The 18878-nt window shown below is 46.6% G+C and carries 16 protein-coding genes, 1 tRNA gene and 1 pseudogene; 17 read left to right on the forward strand and 1 reads right to left on the reverse strand.

Annotation, left to right across the window (positions count from 1 at the left end):
- Positions 1-124 precede the first annotated feature (124 nt).
- Positions 125-1486, reverse strand: a complete 1362-nt coding sequence (locus tag OCY70_RS25575) for an FAD-dependent oxidoreductase (protein WP_213430819.1) — start codon at positions 1484-1486, stop codon at positions 125-127.
- A gap of 432 nt (positions 1487-1918) precedes the next feature.
- Here OCY70_RS25575 and OCY70_RS25580 point away from each other — a divergent pair, with 432 nt between their 5' ends.
- From OCY70_RS25580 to OCY70_RS25655, 17 genes and pseudogenes are all read left to right on the forward strand, one after another.
- Positions 1919-3283: an Ig-like domain-containing protein gene (locus tag OCY70_RS25580; RefSeq protein ID WP_213430818.1), complete on the forward strand. Its 1365-nt coding sequence runs from the start codon at positions 1919-1921 to the stop codon at positions 3281-3283.
- A gap of 307 nt (positions 3284-3590) precedes the next feature.
- Positions 3591-3758 carry a hypothetical protein gene (locus OCY70_RS25585; protein WP_213430817.1) on the forward strand — a complete coding sequence of 56 codons (168 nt, stop codon included), beginning with the start codon at positions 3591-3593 and terminating at the stop codon, positions 3756-3758.
- A 173-nt stretch (positions 3759-3931) separates the two neighbouring features.
- A complete protein-coding gene (locus tag OCY70_RS25590; RefSeq protein WP_213430816.1) occupies positions 3932-4483 on the forward strand; it encodes a stage II sporulation protein M in 552 nt (183 codons plus the stop codon).
- A 406-nt stretch (positions 4484-4889) separates the two neighbouring features.
- The gene (locus tag OCY70_RS25595; RefSeq protein WP_213430815.1) at positions 4890-5597 is read left to right on the forward strand and encodes a DNA alkylation repair protein; all 708 of its coding nucleotides are present in this window, start codon (positions 4890-4892) and stop codon (positions 5595-5597) included.
- Positions 5598-6108: 511 nt separating this feature from the next.
- A complete protein-coding gene (locus OCY70_RS36295) occupies positions 6109-6264 on the forward strand; it encodes an S-layer homology domain-containing protein (protein WP_213430814.1) in 156 nt (51 codons plus the stop codon).
- Positions 6261-7745: a hypothetical protein gene (locus OCY70_RS25600; protein ID WP_261945273.1), complete on the forward strand. Its 1485-nt coding sequence runs from the start codon at positions 6261-6263 to the stop codon at positions 7743-7745. Before OCY70_RS36295 ends, OCY70_RS25600 begins: the two co-directional genes overlap by 4 nt.
- 178 nt (positions 7746-7923) lie before the next feature.
- Positions 7924-7996 (forward strand) — tRNA-Lys (locus OCY70_RS25605).
- Positions 7997-8090: 94 nt separating this feature from the next.
- Positions 8091-8508: pseudogene (locus tag OCY70_RS36300) on the forward strand (hypothetical protein); the annotation flags it as partial.
- Positions 8509-9022: 514 nt separating this feature from the next.
- Complete coding sequence (locus OCY70_RS25615; RefSeq protein ID WP_213430812.1) at positions 9023-9796, forward strand: formate/nitrite transporter family protein; 774 nt, start codon at positions 9023-9025, stop codon at positions 9794-9796.
- A 317-nt stretch (positions 9797-10113) separates the two neighbouring features.
- Complete coding sequence (locus tag OCY70_RS25620) at positions 10114-11529, forward strand: BglG family transcription antiterminator (protein ID WP_213430811.1); 1416 nt, start codon at positions 10114-10116, stop codon at positions 11527-11529.
- A 175-nt stretch (positions 11530-11704) separates the two neighbouring features.
- Positions 11705-12468 (forward strand): IS5 family transposase gene (locus OCY70_RS25625; protein WP_390955176.1). Its coding sequence is split into 2 segments (ribosomal slippage): positions 11705-12035 and positions 12035-12468, totalling 765 coding nucleotides; the frame shifts between segments, so codons are not numbered across the junction.
- Positions 12469-12721: 253 nt separating this feature from the next.
- Positions 12722-13411, forward strand: coding sequence for a WxL domain-containing protein (locus tag OCY70_RS25630; RefSeq protein ID WP_213430690.1), 690 nt, complete (start codon positions 12722-12724; stop codon positions 13409-13411).
- 22 nt (positions 13412-13433) lie between these two features.
- Positions 13434-14129 carry a WxL domain-containing protein gene (locus tag OCY70_RS25635; RefSeq protein WP_213430691.1) on the forward strand — a complete coding sequence of 232 codons (696 nt, stop codon included), beginning with the start codon at positions 13434-13436 and terminating at the stop codon, positions 14127-14129.
- A 104-nt stretch (positions 14130-14233) separates the two neighbouring features.
- Positions 14234-15274, forward strand: a complete 1041-nt coding sequence (locus OCY70_RS25640) for a DUF916 and DUF3324 domain-containing protein (protein ID WP_213430692.1) — start codon at positions 14234-14236, stop codon at positions 15272-15274.
- Positions 15261-17687 carry an L-type lectin-domain containing protein gene (locus OCY70_RS25645; RefSeq protein ID WP_213430693.1) on the forward strand — a complete coding sequence of 809 codons (2427 nt, stop codon included), beginning with the start codon at positions 15261-15263 and terminating at the stop codon, positions 17685-17687. The genes OCY70_RS25640 and OCY70_RS25645 overlap by 14 nt, the downstream gene beginning before the upstream one ends.
- Positions 17677-18333, forward strand: a complete 657-nt coding sequence (locus OCY70_RS25650) for an EAL domain-containing protein (protein ID WP_213430694.1) — start codon at positions 17677-17679, stop codon at positions 18331-18333. The genes OCY70_RS25645 and OCY70_RS25650 overlap by 11 nt, the downstream gene beginning before the upstream one ends.
- A gap of 80 nt (positions 18334-18413) precedes the next feature.
- Positions 18414-18845, forward strand: a complete 432-nt coding sequence (locus tag OCY70_RS25655; RefSeq protein ID WP_261945271.1) for a hypothetical protein — start codon at positions 18414-18416, stop codon at positions 18843-18845.
- Positions 18846-18878: the final 33 nt, after the last annotated feature.

Genomic DNA, 18878 nt, shown 5'->3' on the forward strand with positions numbered 1-18878 from the left:
GAAGAGCATCGGAAAGCCGTATGAGGGAAAACCTCACGTACGGTTTGATGAAGGGGGAACTGAAAAAGTAAAGAAGAGGGTTTTCGCCCTCCAATGAAATTTCAGTTCTCTACTCTACGTTCATTCAAGCGTGCGGCAGCTCCCCGTCTACGACCTGGGGAAGCGAGGCAATGCCGGCCGTATTCAAAAAGTTCCAAGGCTTGTTAAAGTGAGGCTGGAAGAAGAAGTCGACGAAAGCCAGCTCGTCGATCGTCATCCCGTTTTGGATGCATACCGACAAGGTGTTCACTGCTTGGGTCAGATCGACTTTGGACATGATTTGCGCACCCAGCAGACGGCGGCTTTCTTGTTCATACACAACCTTCAAGGTTACCGTCTCTGCCGTAGGCATAAATTCCGGCCGGTAGGCGTCGGTTACCGTAACCGCTTCGCCATTGATCTTTTCGTCGGCGCATGCGACTTCGGTAAGTCCCGTGGAAGCCAGGTTGAGATCGTATATTTTGAGGCCCGACGTGCCCTGCGTGCCCAAATATTTTGTCGTTGGCCCCATCAGATTGCGGGCCGCCAGCATTCCCATCCGCACCGCATTGGTGGCCAGCGGAATGTAAGCCGCCTTGCCGGTCGGATTGTAATGCACGGCACAGCTGTCGCCGGCGGCGAATACGTCCTGCTTGCTGGTTTGTATATATGGATCGACGATGATCGCGCCATTCGCCAGCATATCCACCTGACCTATAAGCAGTTCGGTCTTCGGGCGGAATCCGATACAAAGAATGACCATATCCGTTTCGATTTCGCCCTTGTCGGTGATGACGAGGTTGACAAAGCCGTCCTTGCCTTCAAAAGCTTTCACGGTCTGCCCAAGCGCAAGCTCGATGCCTTTGCCGCGGAACGCTTCCTCGATCTGGCCGCTGAATTCGGTATCCAGATACCGGTTCAAAATCCGATCTGCGCTGTCAATCAACGTCACCTGCTTGCCGCTTTGCTGGAACGCCTCCACAAGCTCTACGCCGATATATCCCGCACCGACCACCGTGATATGGTTCACCTGTTTTGCCTTTTCGATGATGGTGTTGGCATGTTCGTAGTTTTTGCACAGTAAAATGTTGCCAAGCTCCATGCCTGGAAGCTGTGGAATGAGCGGCCAGGATCCCGTCGTGACAATCAGCTTATCGAAACCATCTGTGAATTCCTCTCCGGTGAGCAGGTTGCGCACCTCAATGGTTTTCGCATCCGTATCGACCGAGAGGACCTCATGGCGCATGCGGGTGACGACGCCCAAATCCGCCAGCTGCTGCGGGGAGGAGTAAAATAGCCCTTCCGGCTCCTTCACGACGCCGCCCACATACAAAGCGATACCGCAAGATAAAAACGAAATGTTATCGTTGCGTTCGTACACGGTAATCCGGGCATCGGGGTAAAGCTTGGCGGCATTGACCACCGCTGCGGTTCCGGCATGAGTACATCCAATCACTGCAATATTCATCGTAAGTCCTCCTTGAGTATAAAATCTAAATAAACCAAATGGTTGAATCCTATTGTGATTTATTTCACACTCACAGTTTACTGTGATTTTTTTTCACAAATCAATAGTCCGAATTGTTCAAATTTTCACAATGCGTAAGTAAAGTATAGCTTCGAAGTGACGAGTTTGGGGATGGTCTTGAGGCAGTCAGTGGAAGGGTCGATACTTTCTGAAGTAAGGCTTAAGGTAAGGGCATGAATGCCTAATTTGTAGTTCAGTTCAATCAAAACGATATATTGTAAAAAAAGCAACACTTTTTCCCATCAACAGCCGTTATAAGAAGTAGGGCCTTTCACGATCCTATGAACCTTCTCGGATAGAAACATAGTCTAATCATTAGGTATCGGAAAAAGGCCTCGAAATGTGCAATCAGGCAGTTGAAAGGAGAAACTTATGAAGTCCGTATTTGAATCAGGAAAAGGCCGCTTCGGGTTTGGTTTGTCCGTTGTTTTTGCGATACTTATCCTTACATTATCGTGGCCGGCAAGCATGCAAGCCAAGAGCAATGCCGCGGCCGCTTCCTTTAAATTGAAGGCTGCGTCCAAATCATTTATTCTCGTCATCGGGAAAGAAACCGATCTTCCCAAGGTGAACGCCATATATAAGGACGGCAGAATCGAGGGCGTGACTGGATCCGTCACATGGCAGCCCAGTTCGGATGTGTTGACGATCAGCGGAGGCAAGGTGAGCGGCAGATATGGCGCCTCGGCGAAGCTGAAAGGCACATACGGCAATCAGACGGTTACCGTTCCCGTTCGTATACAAGAGGATTTCGTGAAATATGAAGCGGAGCCGTCTTCCGTCACAATAAGCGCGGGTTCCTCTAAGCCGATTAAAGTAACGGGTTATTACTCCAACGGGAAAAAAGTATCGATCGCAACGAAAATCCAATGGAAATCCGGAAACGATCAAGTTGCGCGGGTTAGCCGCGGAACGATAAAGGGAGTGGCGGAAGGCAGTACGACCGTTACGGGCATTTTCGGCCAGCAAAAGTTCGAAGTTCCCGTGCAGGTTACGCCGAAGATTAAAAAACTAACCGTAACGCCTGCGAAGCTGGTGCTGACTCCCGGTAAAGCGGCCACTTTTTCCGTTCAGGCGGTTTACGAAGGCGGGCGCACGGTGGATGTCTCCTCACAGGTGACGGCGAAAGTGGCCGGGAAAGGCATTCAAGCAAGCAACGGCACAGTTACGGCGGTGGGCCAGCCGCAGGGGCGTGCCAGCGTAAAACTGTATTATGGAGGAAAAGGAGTGTCGCTTCCAGTCGTCTTCCAGGAAAGCTTGGCTAGCATTGAGGTGCAGCCTGCGTCCCTCGTGATTGGAGCGGGATCCTCCAAACCCATCAAAGTGATCGGCACCTATTCCAACGGTAAAAAGGTGTCGCTTGCAAACAAAGTGGCATGGACATCCGAAAACGCGCAAATCGCCAAAGCAGCAGGCGCCAGCGTAAAGGGGCTGAAGGAAGGCACGACCAAAATCGTCGGCGTTTACGGTGATCGCACATTTGAAATCCCGGTTCAGGTCACACCTAAGCTGCAGAAGCTGACGGTTACGGCATCGAACCCGAAGCTTGCTCCATATCAAACGACGACTTACCGGGTACAGGCTATATCCAGCAGCGGAAACAGCACGGATGTAACGTCGCTCGCCCAGTCCAAGTCGAATGGCCAAGGCACGATTACCGCAGTGAGCAAAGGCAAGGCCGTCATTACCTTTACCTATGGGGGCAAAAAAGTATCCCTGCGCATAACGGTAGAGTAGCATGATTACCCCTCCATTTCTTTAACCGTTTGAATATGATGTGAAGTCTGAGGGCTGTTTCATAGTAGTTCATCTGCTTATGAACAGTCCTTTTTGTGATCCATCAATCCCCGTGCCTACATGTGCTTGATCTGTCAAAAGCACTCCTCTCTCAAATATTCACCAGTAACATTTGTCGTTTTCTTCCTCTGTTTTTAATTATACCCATCCATAAAACTATGTAAGTCGTTTGATTTTCATAGTTTCACGAACCGAAGAGACAACCCCCGAATATAGTAATCTCAGAAAGGCAAGAGGAGGTGATACCATGGCGTTATTTCAAATCGCTTCTATTTTGGGAATTGACCTCGCGGAGGCGCAGGAGGTTCTGGAAGGAATCCTGAACGGCGTCGTTCCTCCAGCGCTTGAGCCTGTCAAAGATTTGATTTTATTCCTTGTAAGCGCAGGCTTGAGCAACATTGCCGTTGTATTGTAAGGCACTCACGAGTTCTGCACAACGAAGCGCACCCGTTATCGGGTGTGCCTCTTTCAACCGCATCGACCTATTACTAGGTTGATCACTTCGGTGTACTTGAATCTAGCACGCATGTACGTTTTTCTACATATGATGTACTTGATTAGAACCATGGTAGAGGAAGGGAGCGGGTTATGTTGCGAATATTCTGGAAGAAGATTTGGCATGATGAAAAGAAGCTGATCCGGGCCGCGGCAATCTGGTTCTTCGCAGGCATTGCGCTCAGTCTATTCATTGGGAACCAGATTCATTTGGATAAATCCAATCTGATAACCGGGTTCGATTACGAATGGTACCAGATTGCGGCGAACAATATCGGTGCAGGGCTTCTCATTGCAGCCAGCGGGATTCTATTATCCGTTCCTGCCGTTCTGCTCACTCTCTTCAACGGGTTTATGCTAGGTTATCTCGTTATGTTGTCTGCCTCCCATTACTCTGCGGCGGCAATTATCGCGGCGTTGGCGCCCCATGGCATCTTTGAGCTTCCGGCCATCCTATTGGCCTGTACCATAGGCTTGAAGCCCTTTAGCTGGGTCCTTCGATACGTACGCACCAAGCAATCGGTTGATTGGAAGAAGGAATCGCGTACCATCGCGGCGCTGCTTGGCTTAATGGTCGCATTGTTTACGGTTGCGAGCTTGATCGAGACGTATGTCTCACCCGTCACTATGAGCTGGTTGCAATAATTCGGAGTTAATGTCTAGCTGATAATGCCAATGGGGGAACCAGCATTATGCTTCTTATTCCGCAGTGCCGTTAAGCTTGCTAGCGTACTACGCGAGCTTGACACGGGGCAATGATAAGACGCGTATTTTGGCGAAGTGTGGGACAGTGGAGTTATCTACGAATTTTATTTCAGGCTTTTTGTAGATTTAAAATAAAGTCGCGACGTTTATCAAAAAGTTGTGAAGCTTTACCCTTTTGGATATGATTATCTAAAGGGGTGTTTTTATGTCGAAAAGAATAAGAACATCTGAAATTGAAAGATCGATTGAGGAATAGTTGAGTGACAATAAGTTATTCCGTTAAAGGGCCAAATTGTTGAGTAGACATCCTGATTAGAGATTGTTTGTGAAAAGGAAGTGCAAAACTATGGATTTCGAAACAGTTATGCAGGAGCTTGAAGCCCTCGGTAAGGAACGAATTAAAAAAATGTACATTTCCAATGGTGCGCACGAGCCGCTTTTTGGTGTAGCTACAGGCGCTATGAAACCAATCGCAAAGAAAATAAAAATAAATCAATGTTTAGCTGAAGAGCTTTATTCCACAGGTAACTACGATGCAATGTACTTTGCAGGCATTATTGCAAACCCCCAAGCTATGAGTGAGTCTGATTTTAATCGTTGGATGGATGGGGCGTATTTTTATATGCTGTCCGATTTTGTGGTGGCAGTAACTTTATCAGAGTCAGATTTTGCACAAGACGTTGCTGATAAATGGATTGCAAGCGGTGACGAGCTGAGAATGTCAGCGGGCTGGAGCTGCTACTGCTGGCTTTTAGGGAATCGCCTAGATAATGAATTTTCCGAAAGCAAGATTTCCAATATGCTTGAAATTGTGAGAAATACGATTCATGATTCGCCAGAACGAACGAAATCCGCTATGAATAATTTTCTATACACCGTGGGGATTTCATATTTGCCGCTACATGAAAAGGCAGTCGAGACCGCAAAGGAAGTAGGTACAGTTGAAGTCAAACGGGACAAGAAAAAAAGCAGTTTCCTAAATGCTTACGAAAGTATTCATAAAGAAATTGATAGAGGGAGGCTTGGTTTCAAACGCAAATATGTAAGATGTTAAAAATTAGCTTAGTATCGGGGTGTTTATCCAAGAAGGATTGACACTCTGGGGAGGCCAATAGTGGTGAGGAAATTGATTCTTAAATCAAGGAAGGGCAGTCTTTTACGACTGTCCTTTTTTTCAGTTTCTCAGCCAAATCCGTTTTGGTTTTATATAACATTAGAAGAAAAGCTAGCCTTTTTCTAATAATAAGATCAGGGAAAGCCGATAAAATGAGAGTACTAAAAATATAGGTCCTAAGGAGTGTATCGTTACAGATTTACTTATACTCAATCACTACTTATTACCCAAAAAGATTCCTGGGGGAATCCAGAAGGGGCTGGCTACTCTTGTTTTGAGCACTAAAGAAAAATAAAAGTGGAGGTTTCAAATGATTGTTAGAAGTATTACCCGAAAAGTTTTGATGATCGTTCTAATAATGAATTTGATGTTTGTCTCAATCGGAGTTGCGTTCGGTGAAATGAATTAATTCCTAAGCCGTCAAGAAGCGGCAGTTATTGTAGCAAAACTATTGAATATACCTAACGAGGAAAAGGGAATAAATGTATTTAAGGATGCTTCATCAATAGCATTTTGGAGTAAAGGTGCAATAGGTGCGGCAGCTTCTCAAAAAATTATTATAGGTTATTCAGATCATAATTTTAAACCCGAGCAGAGGCCGTTGTGATGCTGGATAAAGCGAAAAACTCAACTCTAGAGTTGCCAACAAACAATGACGGCAAGACTCCTGCACCAGATACAAAGCCAGAATCTACCTCTAAAAGTGAACCTAGTAAACCCGAGTCTAAAACTAAAACTGAAGTAGTATATATATCTGAATCACAGCCAGAATCAAAACCGGAAACTAAACCGGAATCAAAACCAGAGCCGGAACCAGTTCCAGAACCAACGTTACCAACTGTTACCGGTGTGACATATACGACTAACGTAGAAAATTTATCGTCTATGGGTATCGCCCAAGTTGCAACGCTATCGATAACGAATGATGCAACAGCAGCGGGAGAACTTCGTGCAACGTTCACAGATGGAATGACACCAGCGACTGTAAATGTTAGATTGACTGGTACGGAAACAGCAGCTGATGTAGCAGCAGAAATTGCTATGAGATTTGGTTCCTCTATTAAGGGGTGGAATGTAACTTCAAGCGGTACAAATGTACTTTTTACAGCTGATACCCCTGCAGCGAATAATGCGAATGTGATAGCTACAGTAGAGGATATCGGAACAGGTGTGGGTACGTTACGTAGTACGATTACTACCTTAGGCGTTGAGGGAAGCGCAGGCACTGCGCAAGTCGCAACATTATCGATTTCTAATGGTGCAAGAGCGAAGGCTTCCTTCTATGCGGAATTCACAGACGGCACAAGGCCTGTTCGCGTACAAATCTACTTAGAAGGAATAGAAACCGCTGAGGAGGTAGCTGCGAAAATTGCTTCTGCATTTGGCAGTTCTATTCCGGGTTGGAATGTTGCGGCAACCGGCTCTGATGTCGAATTCATAGCGCAAACACCTGCCGACAATAATGAAAATGTTTCAATAATTATCTTTGTAGCGTCGGGAGTAGGCGCACCGACAAGCACAATCACTACTCCTGGTGACTTAAACACAAACACGGCACAGGTTGTATCATTGAAGCTTCCCGGGTCTTCAACAAATGCGGGACCTATTAACGTTAAATTTACAGACGGTGTGACATCTGTAACTGTAAACATTATGACATCGGATAAACCTGGAGAAGGGGGAATGCTGGCGGATACAGTTGCTGCAGCATTCGGGTGTTCGATTGCCGGATGGGATGTAGCAGCAGACGGTTCGAATGTACAATTTACAGCCCAAGCACCAGCAGCGAATAATGAGAAAGTTGCCGTAAAGGTAGAAGAACTGTTAACAGGAGTAGGAACGTCGAGTAGCACGATTACCACAGCTGGGGTTCCAGCGACTGAAGGGGGCACGAAAGTTGCAACATTAACGATTACGAATGGCGCCAAAGTAGCAGGAAAACTTCATGTAACGTTTACGGATGGATCGGCACCTATCTCTGTAAATGTGACACTAACGGAACTACGGTCTCTTCTTATATCCGCATATATTACAAACGATCTTCCAGCTATTCCGATTCATGACATCTTACACATATATAGAATTTAGAGCAAAACAGGAAAATCAACCAATATTTTATCGGTCTGACTCGGTTTACAATTCTGCTGAAAAGTTTTATAATAAAGAAGTAATGAGTTACGAAGACTATCACTTCGTGGTGCCGCTCACCATAATAGCTTCGTTCAATCGGGATGCAGAGATCCCCCTTGGACCCAGTATCGATTATGGGTTCTTAGCTCAGTTGGTAGAGCAGTTGACTCTTAATCATCAGGTCGAGGGTTCGAGCCCCTCAGAACCCACTAGTTATGTAAGCAAAACGGCAGAGATGCCGTTTTTTTGATCTTCTCTTTAGAATCTGGTTATACAGTCTGTTCATTATTTCGGTCCCGATGGATTGCATCGGGGCTTTTCTGTGTTTTTACACGTTTAGTAACTAAGGCGCGTTGTCCAAGGATTGGCGGCTACCGGACTAACAATCCGATATGCCCCGCTCCCTTTTTAAGGGCGTCCTTTTTTCGGCAGCCTAATCTCGACCGAGGTGCCTTGCGAAGGCTCACTCTCGACCGTAATGGTGCCGTCATGGGCTTGAGTCAGCTTATCTTGTCGCGTTTAGTCATTGAGGAATACAAGAGCAGCATGATTCAAATGTTGTTTACCTATCCGCTGCCACGGAAAAAAATCATGCAAGCCAAGCTATCCCACGGTTCGTCTCGATAAAATGGCGGCAACCATTCCAGCAACGTTGATGAATGCATTTATGACAGCTGGAATCAGCCTGATTCCTTTATCTATTGGCATCAGAAAAAAATCGACTGCTATACCCATTTGAAATGAATGGAGGGATAAACATTGAAAAAAACGATATTTGCTTCGCTTATCTTGATTACGGTTGGCGGGTTAGCTGTTGGCTGCCAAGGAGCGGGGGGACAGAGGATATTGAGTTCAAAAAACGGAATCCACACAAATCACCATTGCTTGTGAAGGGAAGCAGCAAGACAAGAAGAGCGACCCTGTGACCATTCGCCTGACGGGAATAAAATTGTGGTTACCCAGGAAGATCAGGGGGGATGGAAGGATTCACTTTTGGCAAGAAAGGCATTATCTATATACAGCAAATGAAGGCACCATTGGGGATGCCGCCAATAAATTGGAGCTCATCACCAGCAATGGAACGATAACCGTAAATTAGATGCGCTTTTTTGCGGGCCGCATGCCGGCAGAGCAAAGCCTGGGAGCAGACCCGGCTCGCATGAATGGATATGCGCGTATGGGAGATATGATTTAGAGGCATGCTACAGGAAAAGAATCGGGACAAGGGGTAAATTATGGAACAGCGGCATGCATTAGATCAGGTGGAGGTCTTGGCATTAAAAAAGAAGGCGGCGTGGGACTCCGGCAAGTTTCAGTATCTGCTTCGTTCCATCCTGGCAAGTATGTTTATCGGGTTCGGCATTGTCGTTGCGTTTAAGACGGGCAACCTGTTCGACGAAGGCGCTTCGCCGTTCGCCTATACGGCGGCTGCTGTGACATTCGGCGCGGCTATCGTTTTGATCGGCTACGCGGGCGGCGATTTGTTCACGGGAAATACCTTTTATTTTACCTTCGCTACGCTGCGCGGATCGACGACTTGGGGGGACGTGCTAAAGATGTGGAGCGCCAGTTATGCGGGCAACTTTATTGGCGCCCTCTTCGCCGCTCTCTTATGGGGCACCGGATTATTCCGCGAACCGAACAGCAACGTATTTTTCTATGATGTCGTTACGCATAAGATGGACGCGCCAACGCTGCAGCTATTTTTCCGGGCCATTCTGTGCAATTGGCTGGTCTGCATGGCGTTCTTCATCCCGATGAGTCTCCAGGGTGACGGGCCGAAGCTGTTTGCGATGATTCTGTTTGTGTATTGCTTTTTTATTTCCGGATTCGAGCACAGCATCGCCAATATGACCTCATTTGCGATCGCCTTGATTATGGAACACCGGCCCGGCATCTCGGTATACGGTGCTCTCCATAATCTGATTCCCGTCACCATCGGCAATATTATCGGGGGAAGCGTCTTTATGGGGCTGGTCTATTTCTATCTGGAAAAGGTGAAAACATAAAATCTTTGGAAGCGGGAAAACACAGAGAGGGGGTCTCTGTGTTTTTTTCGTGGCATAGTGAACGAAATCGGAGAAGTTGACATTAAAACGGATCAGAGTATGATAGAAACAAAGTTTTTTAGTATGAATATACTATTTTGTGTATAGGAATTTTAAATTTAAAGTAAATTGTTGATTTACCAGGCTCCTACATTCCTAACTCAATGGAATAAGCGACTGTGCCGCTTGGAACTAAAAATTATAATATTTTGGTTGAGCGGAGTACATATTGCTGTATAAGTATCCAGAGAGAGATATAGTCAAGGGGGCAGAAGCGGATGAAAACACCAAACAGATTAATCAAATTATACCAATATTTAGTAGATCATGAAGAATGGATAACAACTCAAGAATTAGCGGTGAAGATGGATTGCTCCGCCAAAACAGTCAGGAAGGATCTGGAACTTTTGAAGTCTTTCTTACCAGAGAATGGGTTTATCGTAAGCCAAAGAGGTAAAGGGGTTTACCTGCATCGGCCCGATAATCATTCGAATTTGGCTTTTGAACATGTCATCAAAGAAACCGACAAAATGCAAAATTTGATGTCCTTTTTGATTCAGAATGATTCAGGCTGTTCTTTGGTCGAGGTCAGCCGCGCGCTCTTCTATAGTGTAAGCACAGTCAGCAAATTATTAAAGATGGTAAGGAAAGAGTTGAAAAAATACCATCTTCGACTAGACATGAAGCCGCTTAAAATCAATGGAGAGGAATTTCATTTACGTCAATTTTATTATGATTATTACGTAACTAAAAACTGCACGGGATGGATTCAAAAGCAATCTTTAGATTTCATGTACACTTTTATGAAAAAGATTGAAAATGAAGGCGATTTTACTTTTTCAGATAATACGTATATACAGCTCCCGATCATGTTGTCGGTTTGGCAGAACCGGATGGCCAAAAAAAAATATATCACTGAGTTTGTTTACCCTCACTTGCTTGCGGAATTGGGGGAAACGATTGATTGGCTTCTTCCGCTTGTTGAGAGGTATCTGGCGTCATTGCACATTACGTTCCCCACTCATGAACTGCATTATGGCGCAGCGCTGATCCTTGGCGCGTCCAGAATTGCACCTAATCATTCAAGAAGAACCATTGTCCAACACCAATGGGATACGGTAGCGAATTCGGTACGATATATAGAAGAGCAAACCCAATTGCCGTTTTCGCAGGACCATATCTTAGTGCAGCAAATTCATGAATATTGTCTCTCTGCGAGGGTAAGATGGGTGACTCGGATACATAGCTACGTTAACCTGCACAAAGAAGTCATTAAAAGCAGAGAACCTGTGCTCTATCACACGATTGTGGAAGCTGTTCAACTTTACTCCAAGTATGCGGACTCGATCAGGGAAGATGACATTGCGGATTTTACGATGTACTTCGTAGCCAGCAGGAAAGGTCATCATCTCCAATTAAAAGAAAAAACCATATTATTGTATATGAGTGATCCCGGCGTCATGCGATATGCCATGTTGAAGCTGCTGGATCACTTAAATGGACAAATTAAAATAGTTACAACCAACCAAGCCCAAGAAATCGCCCATCTTGTTGCTCATCAATATGTAGATGTCATTATTACAACGAATAAGCATAACTATGCTCTCCTCACGAATGAGGTGCCTGTCATTCAAGTTAGTCCCTTACTCTCCAATTATGAAATTAATATGATTAAAGATACACTGCACCTATAGCGTGGTCATATCAATGGGATACTGTAAAGTATCCTTATTTTTATTCACTGGATGGATTGCCAATCCCTAAATCCGGTCGATGCATGATCTTGTCTCTTTATTAGAAACAGATTTTCATTTTCTAGGGCGTGTACGCAAACTATCGAAATAGCCAAATATCTGGTAAACTTATCCTATGAGAAGACGATATGAGATACGAGATGACCAATGGGAACGACTCAAAGACCTCTTGCCACCGGAACGGAAACCACAGGGTGGACGTCCGGCAATCGATAACCGAAAAATGTTCAATGCCATGCTTTGGGTGATTCGTTCTGGTGCGCCTTGGCGAGACTTGCCAGAGCATTATGGCTCCTGGAGCAGTGTCTACAGTCGTTTCCGCCGCTGGGAGAAAGCAGGCATCTTTGATCGAATGCTAGACGTTCTGGCTGCCAATCCCGATGACGAAAGTGTTATGCTCGATGCTTCCATCGTTCGTGTTCACCAACACGGCGCGGAGGCAAAAGGGGGCAGCAATTCCAAGCCATCGGACGATCACGCGGAGGATTAACCAGCAAGATTCATGCCGTTGTAGACGGCCTTGGCAATCCGCTACGCTTCGAAGTAACCGCAGGCAACATCAATGATTGTGTAACGGGTTATGAGATCCTGCAAACCCAAGACATACAAGGTAAACATGTTTTGGCGGATCGCGGATACGATACCGATAAAATCATTGCGCTTTTGGAAGAGAAACTGGCCCATTCCGTCATTCCCAGTAAGAAGAATCGCACGATCCAACGTACAACCGACTGGTGGTTGTATAAAGAGCGTCATCTGGTCGAATGCCTGTTCAACAAACTCAAACATAATCGTCGGCTGGCAACTCGGTACGATAAATTGGCCTGTACTTTTGTTGCCTTCTTAAAGCTGGCCTCTTCCATGATCTGGTTGGCTTAAGGTTTGCATACACGCCCTAGTACTTTCCTGCCATTTATTTTGCTTCGCAACGGAAAAAATGAGGAAGTTAGCGGTTGGATGTTGCCCTAAAATAAATTAAGTCTGAATCGGCAGCATGAATAATACAGCAAATGGAAAAACAGACGTTCATAGAGATGGAAGAAATGTAGCGCAGAAAGGGGGGGCTCACGGTTCGGGAATAGGGTCTGAACGTTGTACCGGCAACTCATATAAATAAAGGAGTAGTGGAGAAATGAAGACGAAAAAAGGTATAAAGAACGGCCTCAAGAAAGGTTTCTTATTATTCGCGACGATTCTGTTATTCGTGACGCCTGCAGTGGCAAGCGCGGAAGATGCAGGCACGGAGGAAGCGCCAAGCTCCTCTGCCACTTCTACAGGAAGCATTACGATAACGTCACAAGACGCTGTAACGCCGCCGCTTGAACCAAGTGTGCCGGACGGGGCTACGGGAAATGAAGGGACACTAACGATCGACAATGTCTCGCCGCTGCTTTTTGCTTCCCACACTCTATCAGGCGGAGATGTAACCTACACAACAACGACGACAAATCCAAACGTTCAAGTTACCGATATTCGCGGTACGGGAGCGGGATGGACATTGCAAGTATCGGCTACGCCCTTCAAAGATAAGAAGGATAACTCCAAAGTGCTGAAAGGAGCCATTGTCACGCTTCCGGTTGGTACGCTAATAACATCGTCAGATAATGTATCCACAGCCCCAACAGCGAGAGCCGTGCAATTGAGCACCGATTCAGATAGAACGGATCCGCAGAACTTGATGGTGGCGGCAGCCAACGCGGGCATGGGTACATGGGTCGATAAGTTCGACGCCAGCCAAGTGACGATTCAAGTTCCGGCCGGTAACTTGACCGGTGACTATGAATCCACTTTGTACTGGAGCCTGCTGGACGCTCCGCAATAAAGAGATTCAGGAGGGCAAAGAGATGAAGGTGCTTAGATTACTGGCATTAGGGATCATTTTGGCCGGAACGACGCTGTTAAGCTATACGGTAAAAGCGGCAGATGCCAGTACCGCCACTTCCACCAGCTCGATTCGATTTACGGCGAATGATGGACAGACGAAGCCGATCGATCCTGACAATCCGGACAATCCCAATCCAGGCGAGCCTGTTGATCCCCAAGATCCGGGCAATGGAGGCACGGGGAACAGCGGCGCATTGACGCTGGACTATGTCTCCAATATTCAATTCGGAACGCAGACCATCGGAAGCGGGACCATGTCGTATCACGCGAAAAATAAAAGTCCGTTCATCCAAGTCTCGGATAAGCGCGGTACGGGCGATGGGTGGACGCTGAAAGCAATGGCTTCCGAATTCAAAAGCGAGGATGGCAAAGTGCTGGCCGGCGCCGTGTTATCCTTGCGCAACGGTCAAGTCAAATCGCAGTCCGGCAATGTGTCTTCTCCTCCTGCAGCCCATGATGTTGTCTTCGAGAATAAGGATGCCCAATTGGTGATGGCCGCGAAGGAAGGCGCCGGCCGGGGAACCTGGATTGTCGTATTCCCGGGAACGGAGGGCGACAATCGCAATGTCAAGCTTCAGGTGTTGGCGGGTTCGGGGGAAGCGCTTGAAGATTACAGTGCCGTAATCACGTGGGAATTGTCTAACGCGCCAAGTTAACATCGTTGCATTCGTTGAACTTGGCGGTAAACATGTCGAGCCAAGTTCAACGTTACAATCTGGCATGAACATGCGTTCTATGAGGGTGAGGAAGGGGATATCGAATGAAAAAAGGTTTAAGGATGCTGTTAGTTTTATTATGGATTGGACTGGGAATCGTCACAAGCCATGATAGGGTCTTTGCCGGTTCGATGAATTACTCGGTCAAAGCGAATATCCCCGAAAATCAAATCAATAAAAATCTTACCTACTTTGACTTGAAAATGGAGCCCGGTTCAAAACAGACGATATCGTTAACCGTGAAAAACGGCTCGGCCGAACGAATCGAGTTAATGATTGAACCGAACACCGCGATAACGAATCAAAACGGCGTGATTGATTACAGCAAACACGAGCATGAAAAAGACAGTTCATTGAAGTATGCATTTTCCGAACTGATCTCTCCAAAACAAACGGTATCGGTGAAGGGAAAGGAAACGAAGGAAGTTCCGTTTACCATTCAAATGCCCGAAGAGCCGTTCGATGGAGTCATTTTAGGCGGATTCTATGTTTACCAACTCAATCAAACCGATGAACCTGAAAGCAGCAATCAGGTGCAATTAAAAAATCAATTTTCTTATGTCATTGGCGTCAAATTATCTGAAACGGAAAAAACGGTAGAGCCAGTTCTGAAGCTAAATGAAGTTCAGGCGGGCTTGATGAACTATCGTCCGGTAGTTACTGCCAACCTGCAAAATATAGAACCTGTTATTGTGAATAATCTGGAAGTCAATGCCAGAATCACAAAAGAAGGCAAATCAGAGTCGCTGTACGAAACGAAAAAAAGCGATATGTCTATGGCTCCGAACTCTAACTTTGAGTTCCCGGTTCGTTGGGAAGGCGGGCGGCTCGAATCCGGAAAATATCATTTATATGTAACGTCCAGTGACGGCAAGCAGAGTTGGGAATTCGATAAAATGTTCGAGATCAAAGGGGAAGAGGCGAAGCAAATCAACGAAAACTCCGTTACAACCGGGGCTAACACGGATGGCGGCAGCAAGGATATGTTCATCTTCCTCGGAATGGGCGCGATCATTGCAATATTGGCTTTCATTATTGTGTTATTGCTGCGGAAAAAAAGAGGAGAAAACTATGAAGAAGTTTAACCGAAAATTTCCTCGTCCTAAGTTGGCGGTGCTGTTAATCTTCTGCATGCTGCTCCCCAGCTTCGCGTGGTTCGGGCCAGTCAAGGGGGAAGCTGCGAATGCGGAGGCAGAAGATATATTCGTTACGATGCCCGATAATGGCAGTTCGGTCACGGATGCGACTTATGGCCATTCTGTCATGGATGTAACTTATGCAACCTTTCAGCGGATGGCGATGCCGCGCAATGCGAATCTTCCTCCGGCCAGTGTTACCCTGGAAAATATATTTACGACACCAACGGGTTCGAACAGTTCCGTAATTAACGGTTCAATCGTAGAAATCACGCCGAACGCGACGTATCAAAGGGGCGGAATCTGGTCAACCTCGAACAATATGATGGACTTGACGCACGATTTTATGGCATCCATGTATTTATATTTCGGCAACGCAAGAAATAACGCTGCGGACGGCATTGCATTTGTTATGCATAATGATCCGAAGGGCACCAATGCGTTAGCGAACAATGGCGCAAGCCTTGGTGTATGGGCATCACAAGATCATAACGGTCCGTATAATGGAATTCAAAACAGTTTGGCGGTTGAGTTCGACACGTATGTAAATAATAATGGCCTTGGTGATGGCCGGTTTGATACGGACAGTGCCGGCGGGAACCACATTGCATGGAACTATCCGGGAAAATCGAGTACGTATGAAGATTATTATATACCGCTGTTTGAGTGGGCAAGAAAAATGATTCATAAGGATCTTCAATATACGGGGACATTATCGGATGATACATGGCGTAAATTCGAAGTCAAGTGGAACGCGGTTGACAAGCAATTGACATATCATCTGCAAGGCACCAATCCGGTGACGATTCCGATTGATGTCCAGAATGTCTTCGGATCGAACCAGGTCTATTGGGGTTTTACCGGTTCAACCGGAAGTAAATATGCGCAGAATCGGGTTGTGTTCGAAAGCGTGCCGGGACTCGTCAATGGCGAAGTCACGGAAACGATAACGAGAGAAGACGGAAGTGTTGTCGGCCAGGGCGACTTCGTCTATAAGGGGGAGGAATTAACCTACACCATCACCGCGAAATATTTCTCGGGCAAACAGAACTGGAAAAATATATTCGGGATGACAACGATCAATGATCATGTCACCTACGTTCCGAATTCACTGACGTTCACCGATCGCCACGGGACGAAACCGGTGAATGATAGTTACTGGTCAGGGCAAACGTTGGCCGTTCCCCTTCAAGATATGAGCGCTGAATATGAGGAGCAGACAATTTCATTTCGGGTTAAAGTGAATAGCTTACCGCTAAACACACCCGTGACCGAAAAATTCACCGTCGTAGGAAGAAACAATATAAGCACCAGCGACGCCGTTGCTTATGAGATTCACGCCATCCGGGCGCCGGAAGTGACGATCCTTGATGAAGGGCCCGTTCTGTTAAATGCCGGTGAGGACTATATGGTGACGGGGACTTGGAAAGATCTTGATAATCCTGAAGGCAGGCTGCATTTTATCGTAAATTCTTCTCTGCTGCATACGGCGTTGCAGGGGGGCGGACAGTCAGCCGAACCTGTTGAATGGAGCTATATCTTGCTCCATCAACTATTCAGGCTTGGAGAAAATACGTTTGAAGTCTATGCCACGAATGATGACGGCCTGATTTCCAATACAGCCTCGCTCAAGATTATGGTAGGAAATCCGCCAACTATCACGTTAACCGATGCCGGACAGGAAATCCCTGTTGATGCCGGCACGGAATATAACATGACAGGGCATTGGAGCGACCTGGATAGCGACACCGTGGATTTGTATTATGCCATCGACGGCAATGAACCGGTGAACTTTGCTCCGCAAGCGGCCAATTCCGCGAACAAAGGAGAAGAAGTTGCTTATCAATACGCGATTCCGGCAGTTCAATTGCCAGTGGGCACGCATCAAATCGAAGTTTATGCCGTAGATGATACGGGCCGGAAATCCAATATTGAAATCGTAACGGTCCATGTGACGGGCAAACTGGTTTTCACGAATGCTGCAGAAAATATAAGCTTTGAACAAGCAAAAATAGCAAGCCAAGCTTCCTTGTCCACACGAAATCAGGATTGGGATATTCGCGTGAAAGACACCCGCGGAAAAGGCAGTTCATGGCGGCTCTCGGCGACGTTGGCCGAACCATTTACCGATGACCGGGGGAATGAGCTGAAGGATGCATTGATATATGTCGACGAGAATGGAATTGAAACCACGATGGAACCGGGAATTGCTGCGTATGTCTACACCCATGTTACCCAGGACGATCAAGAGATATCCATTGACTGGGCAGAGAAGCAAGGCATTTTGATGAAGATCAATCCCCATGCTTATGCGGGAAATTATAAGGGACGGATTCGTTGGGATTTAGTGGATGCCCCATAAACGAACGTTGGAGATATATCCGATATTCCAACCCAATGTTGATAAGCAGCAATCCACTATCGGATACGAGTCGTTCATTCGAGGGGCAGATTCCGGGAAGGTATTGGCCAAGCTCCTCGCCAGTTCTCTCGAAGAGATGGAGTGCATCAATGCCATTGATCTGCAATGCAAGGCACTGGCCCTCGAACAGTACTCGGGACGCCTGCCTCTATTTCTCAATTCACATCCGTTCTCAAGAAATCCGTTGCCGGAATCGCTGCCATACCATAACCAGTATCCGCTAATTATTGAATTCGCCGAGCCTGCGGCGATTCAAGACGAGCAGTTGGTATTCGGACATATCGAGCGCTTGTCCGCTGCGGGGATTCATTTCGCGATCGATGATTTCGGATACGGGTATATGTCTCTCCCCTTCATCCTGCGGCTGAGGCCACAGTATATGAAGCTGGCCAAGGAAGTCGTCCATGCCTGTGAAGACGACAGTGTCCTGCAATGGGTCGAGAAACTGATGCATCCCTTTCAGGAGATGGGGATTCAGATTATTGCAGAAGGTATCGAGACCGAACAGCATTTTCAGCGCATGCAGGAGGTTGCGGATGGTTTTCAAGGATATTGGATCTCGGAGCCGAAGACTTCGCTTTTGTAGAGTGGCCCATATCAACAGGTCAAACCGAAGCTTTGGCCTGTTTTTTGTACATCATTGCGTGAGGCTGGGGGTGGGCGGGCATGATTACGGTTAGGCGGGACGGGCAGACGTATCTTTTGGAGATGACGCAAGACGGGAATAATCGATGGATTGTCAAATATCAAAAAGTAAAGATTGCTACCTTTTATCGGACACCTTATTCCTGGCGAATGGAAACAAAGCGAAAAAGCGCGTTGCTGCCTGTCCTCTCAGAAGCTATCAAGGAGCTGAACCAACGCGATTTCAACGAGTTTCCCGTCGCAATCGACGAGGAGCGAATCAACCTACGCGTCATTTCGAGGCATCAATATGTCGTGATGATCCGGGAGAATATTGAGCTGCTAGTCTATTTCGATGGATATAAATGGAGGGTTAGAGGAGAGGGAGCGCTGAAGTACCGATCCATCGCAAATTCTGTGATTTCCTATTTGAAGAACTATGCTGCCGCATTTCCTCATCAGGACGATAGGTAAAGATCAAGCTTCTGCTCGAATGCTTGGGGCGGC

It is taken from the genome of Paenibacillus melissococcoides, from assembly GCA_944800085.1.
Lineage (GTDB): Bacteria > Bacillota > Bacilli > Paenibacillales > Paenibacillaceae > Paenibacillus_B > Paenibacillus_B melissococcoides.

Coding starts and splice junctions, on each gene's coding strand:
- OCY70_RS25575 (WP_213430819.1), bottom strand. CDS start 1,486: ATGAATATTGCAGTGATTGGATGTACTCATGCCGGAACCGCAGCGGTG.
- OCY70_RS25580 (WP_213430818.1), top strand. CDS start 1,919: ATGAAGTCCGTATTTGAATCAGGAAAAGGCCGCTTCGGGTTTGGTTTG.
- OCY70_RS25585 (WP_213430817.1), top strand. CDS start 3,591: ATGGCGTTATTTCAAATCGCTTCTATTTTGGGAATTGACCTCGCGGAG.
- OCY70_RS25590 (WP_213430816.1), top strand. CDS start 3,932: ATGTTGCGAATATTCTGGAAGAAGATTTGGCATGATGAAAAGAAGCTG.
- OCY70_RS25595 (WP_213430815.1), top strand. CDS start 4,890: ATGGATTTCGAAACAGTTATGCAGGAGCTTGAAGCCCTCGGTAAGGAA.
- OCY70_RS25615 (WP_213430812.1), top strand. CDS start 9,023: ATGGAACAGCGGCATGCATTAGATCAGGTGGAGGTCTTGGCATTAAAA.
- OCY70_RS25620 (WP_213430811.1), top strand. CDS start 10,114: ATGAAAACACCAAACAGATTAATCAAATTATACCAATATTTAGTAGAT.
- OCY70_RS25630 (WP_213430690.1), top strand. CDS start 12,722: ATGAAGACGAAAAAAGGTATAAAGAACGGCCTCAAGAAAGGTTTCTTA.
- OCY70_RS25635 (WP_213430691.1), top strand. CDS start 13,434: ATGAAGGTGCTTAGATTACTGGCATTAGGGATCATTTTGGCCGGAACG.
- OCY70_RS25640 (WP_213430692.1), top strand. CDS start 14,234: ATGAAAAAAGGTTTAAGGATGCTGTTAGTTTTATTATGGATTGGACTG.
- OCY70_RS25645 (WP_213430693.1), top strand. CDS start 15,261: ATGAAGAAGTTTAACCGAAAATTTCCTCGTCCTAAGTTGGCGGTGCTG.
- OCY70_RS25650 (WP_213430694.1), top strand. CDS start 17,677: ATGCCCCATAAACGAACGTTGGAGATATATCCGATATTCCAACCCAAT.
- OCY70_RS25655 (WP_261945271.1), top strand. CDS start 18,414: ATGATTACGGTTAGGCGGGACGGGCAGACGTATCTTTTGGAGATGACG.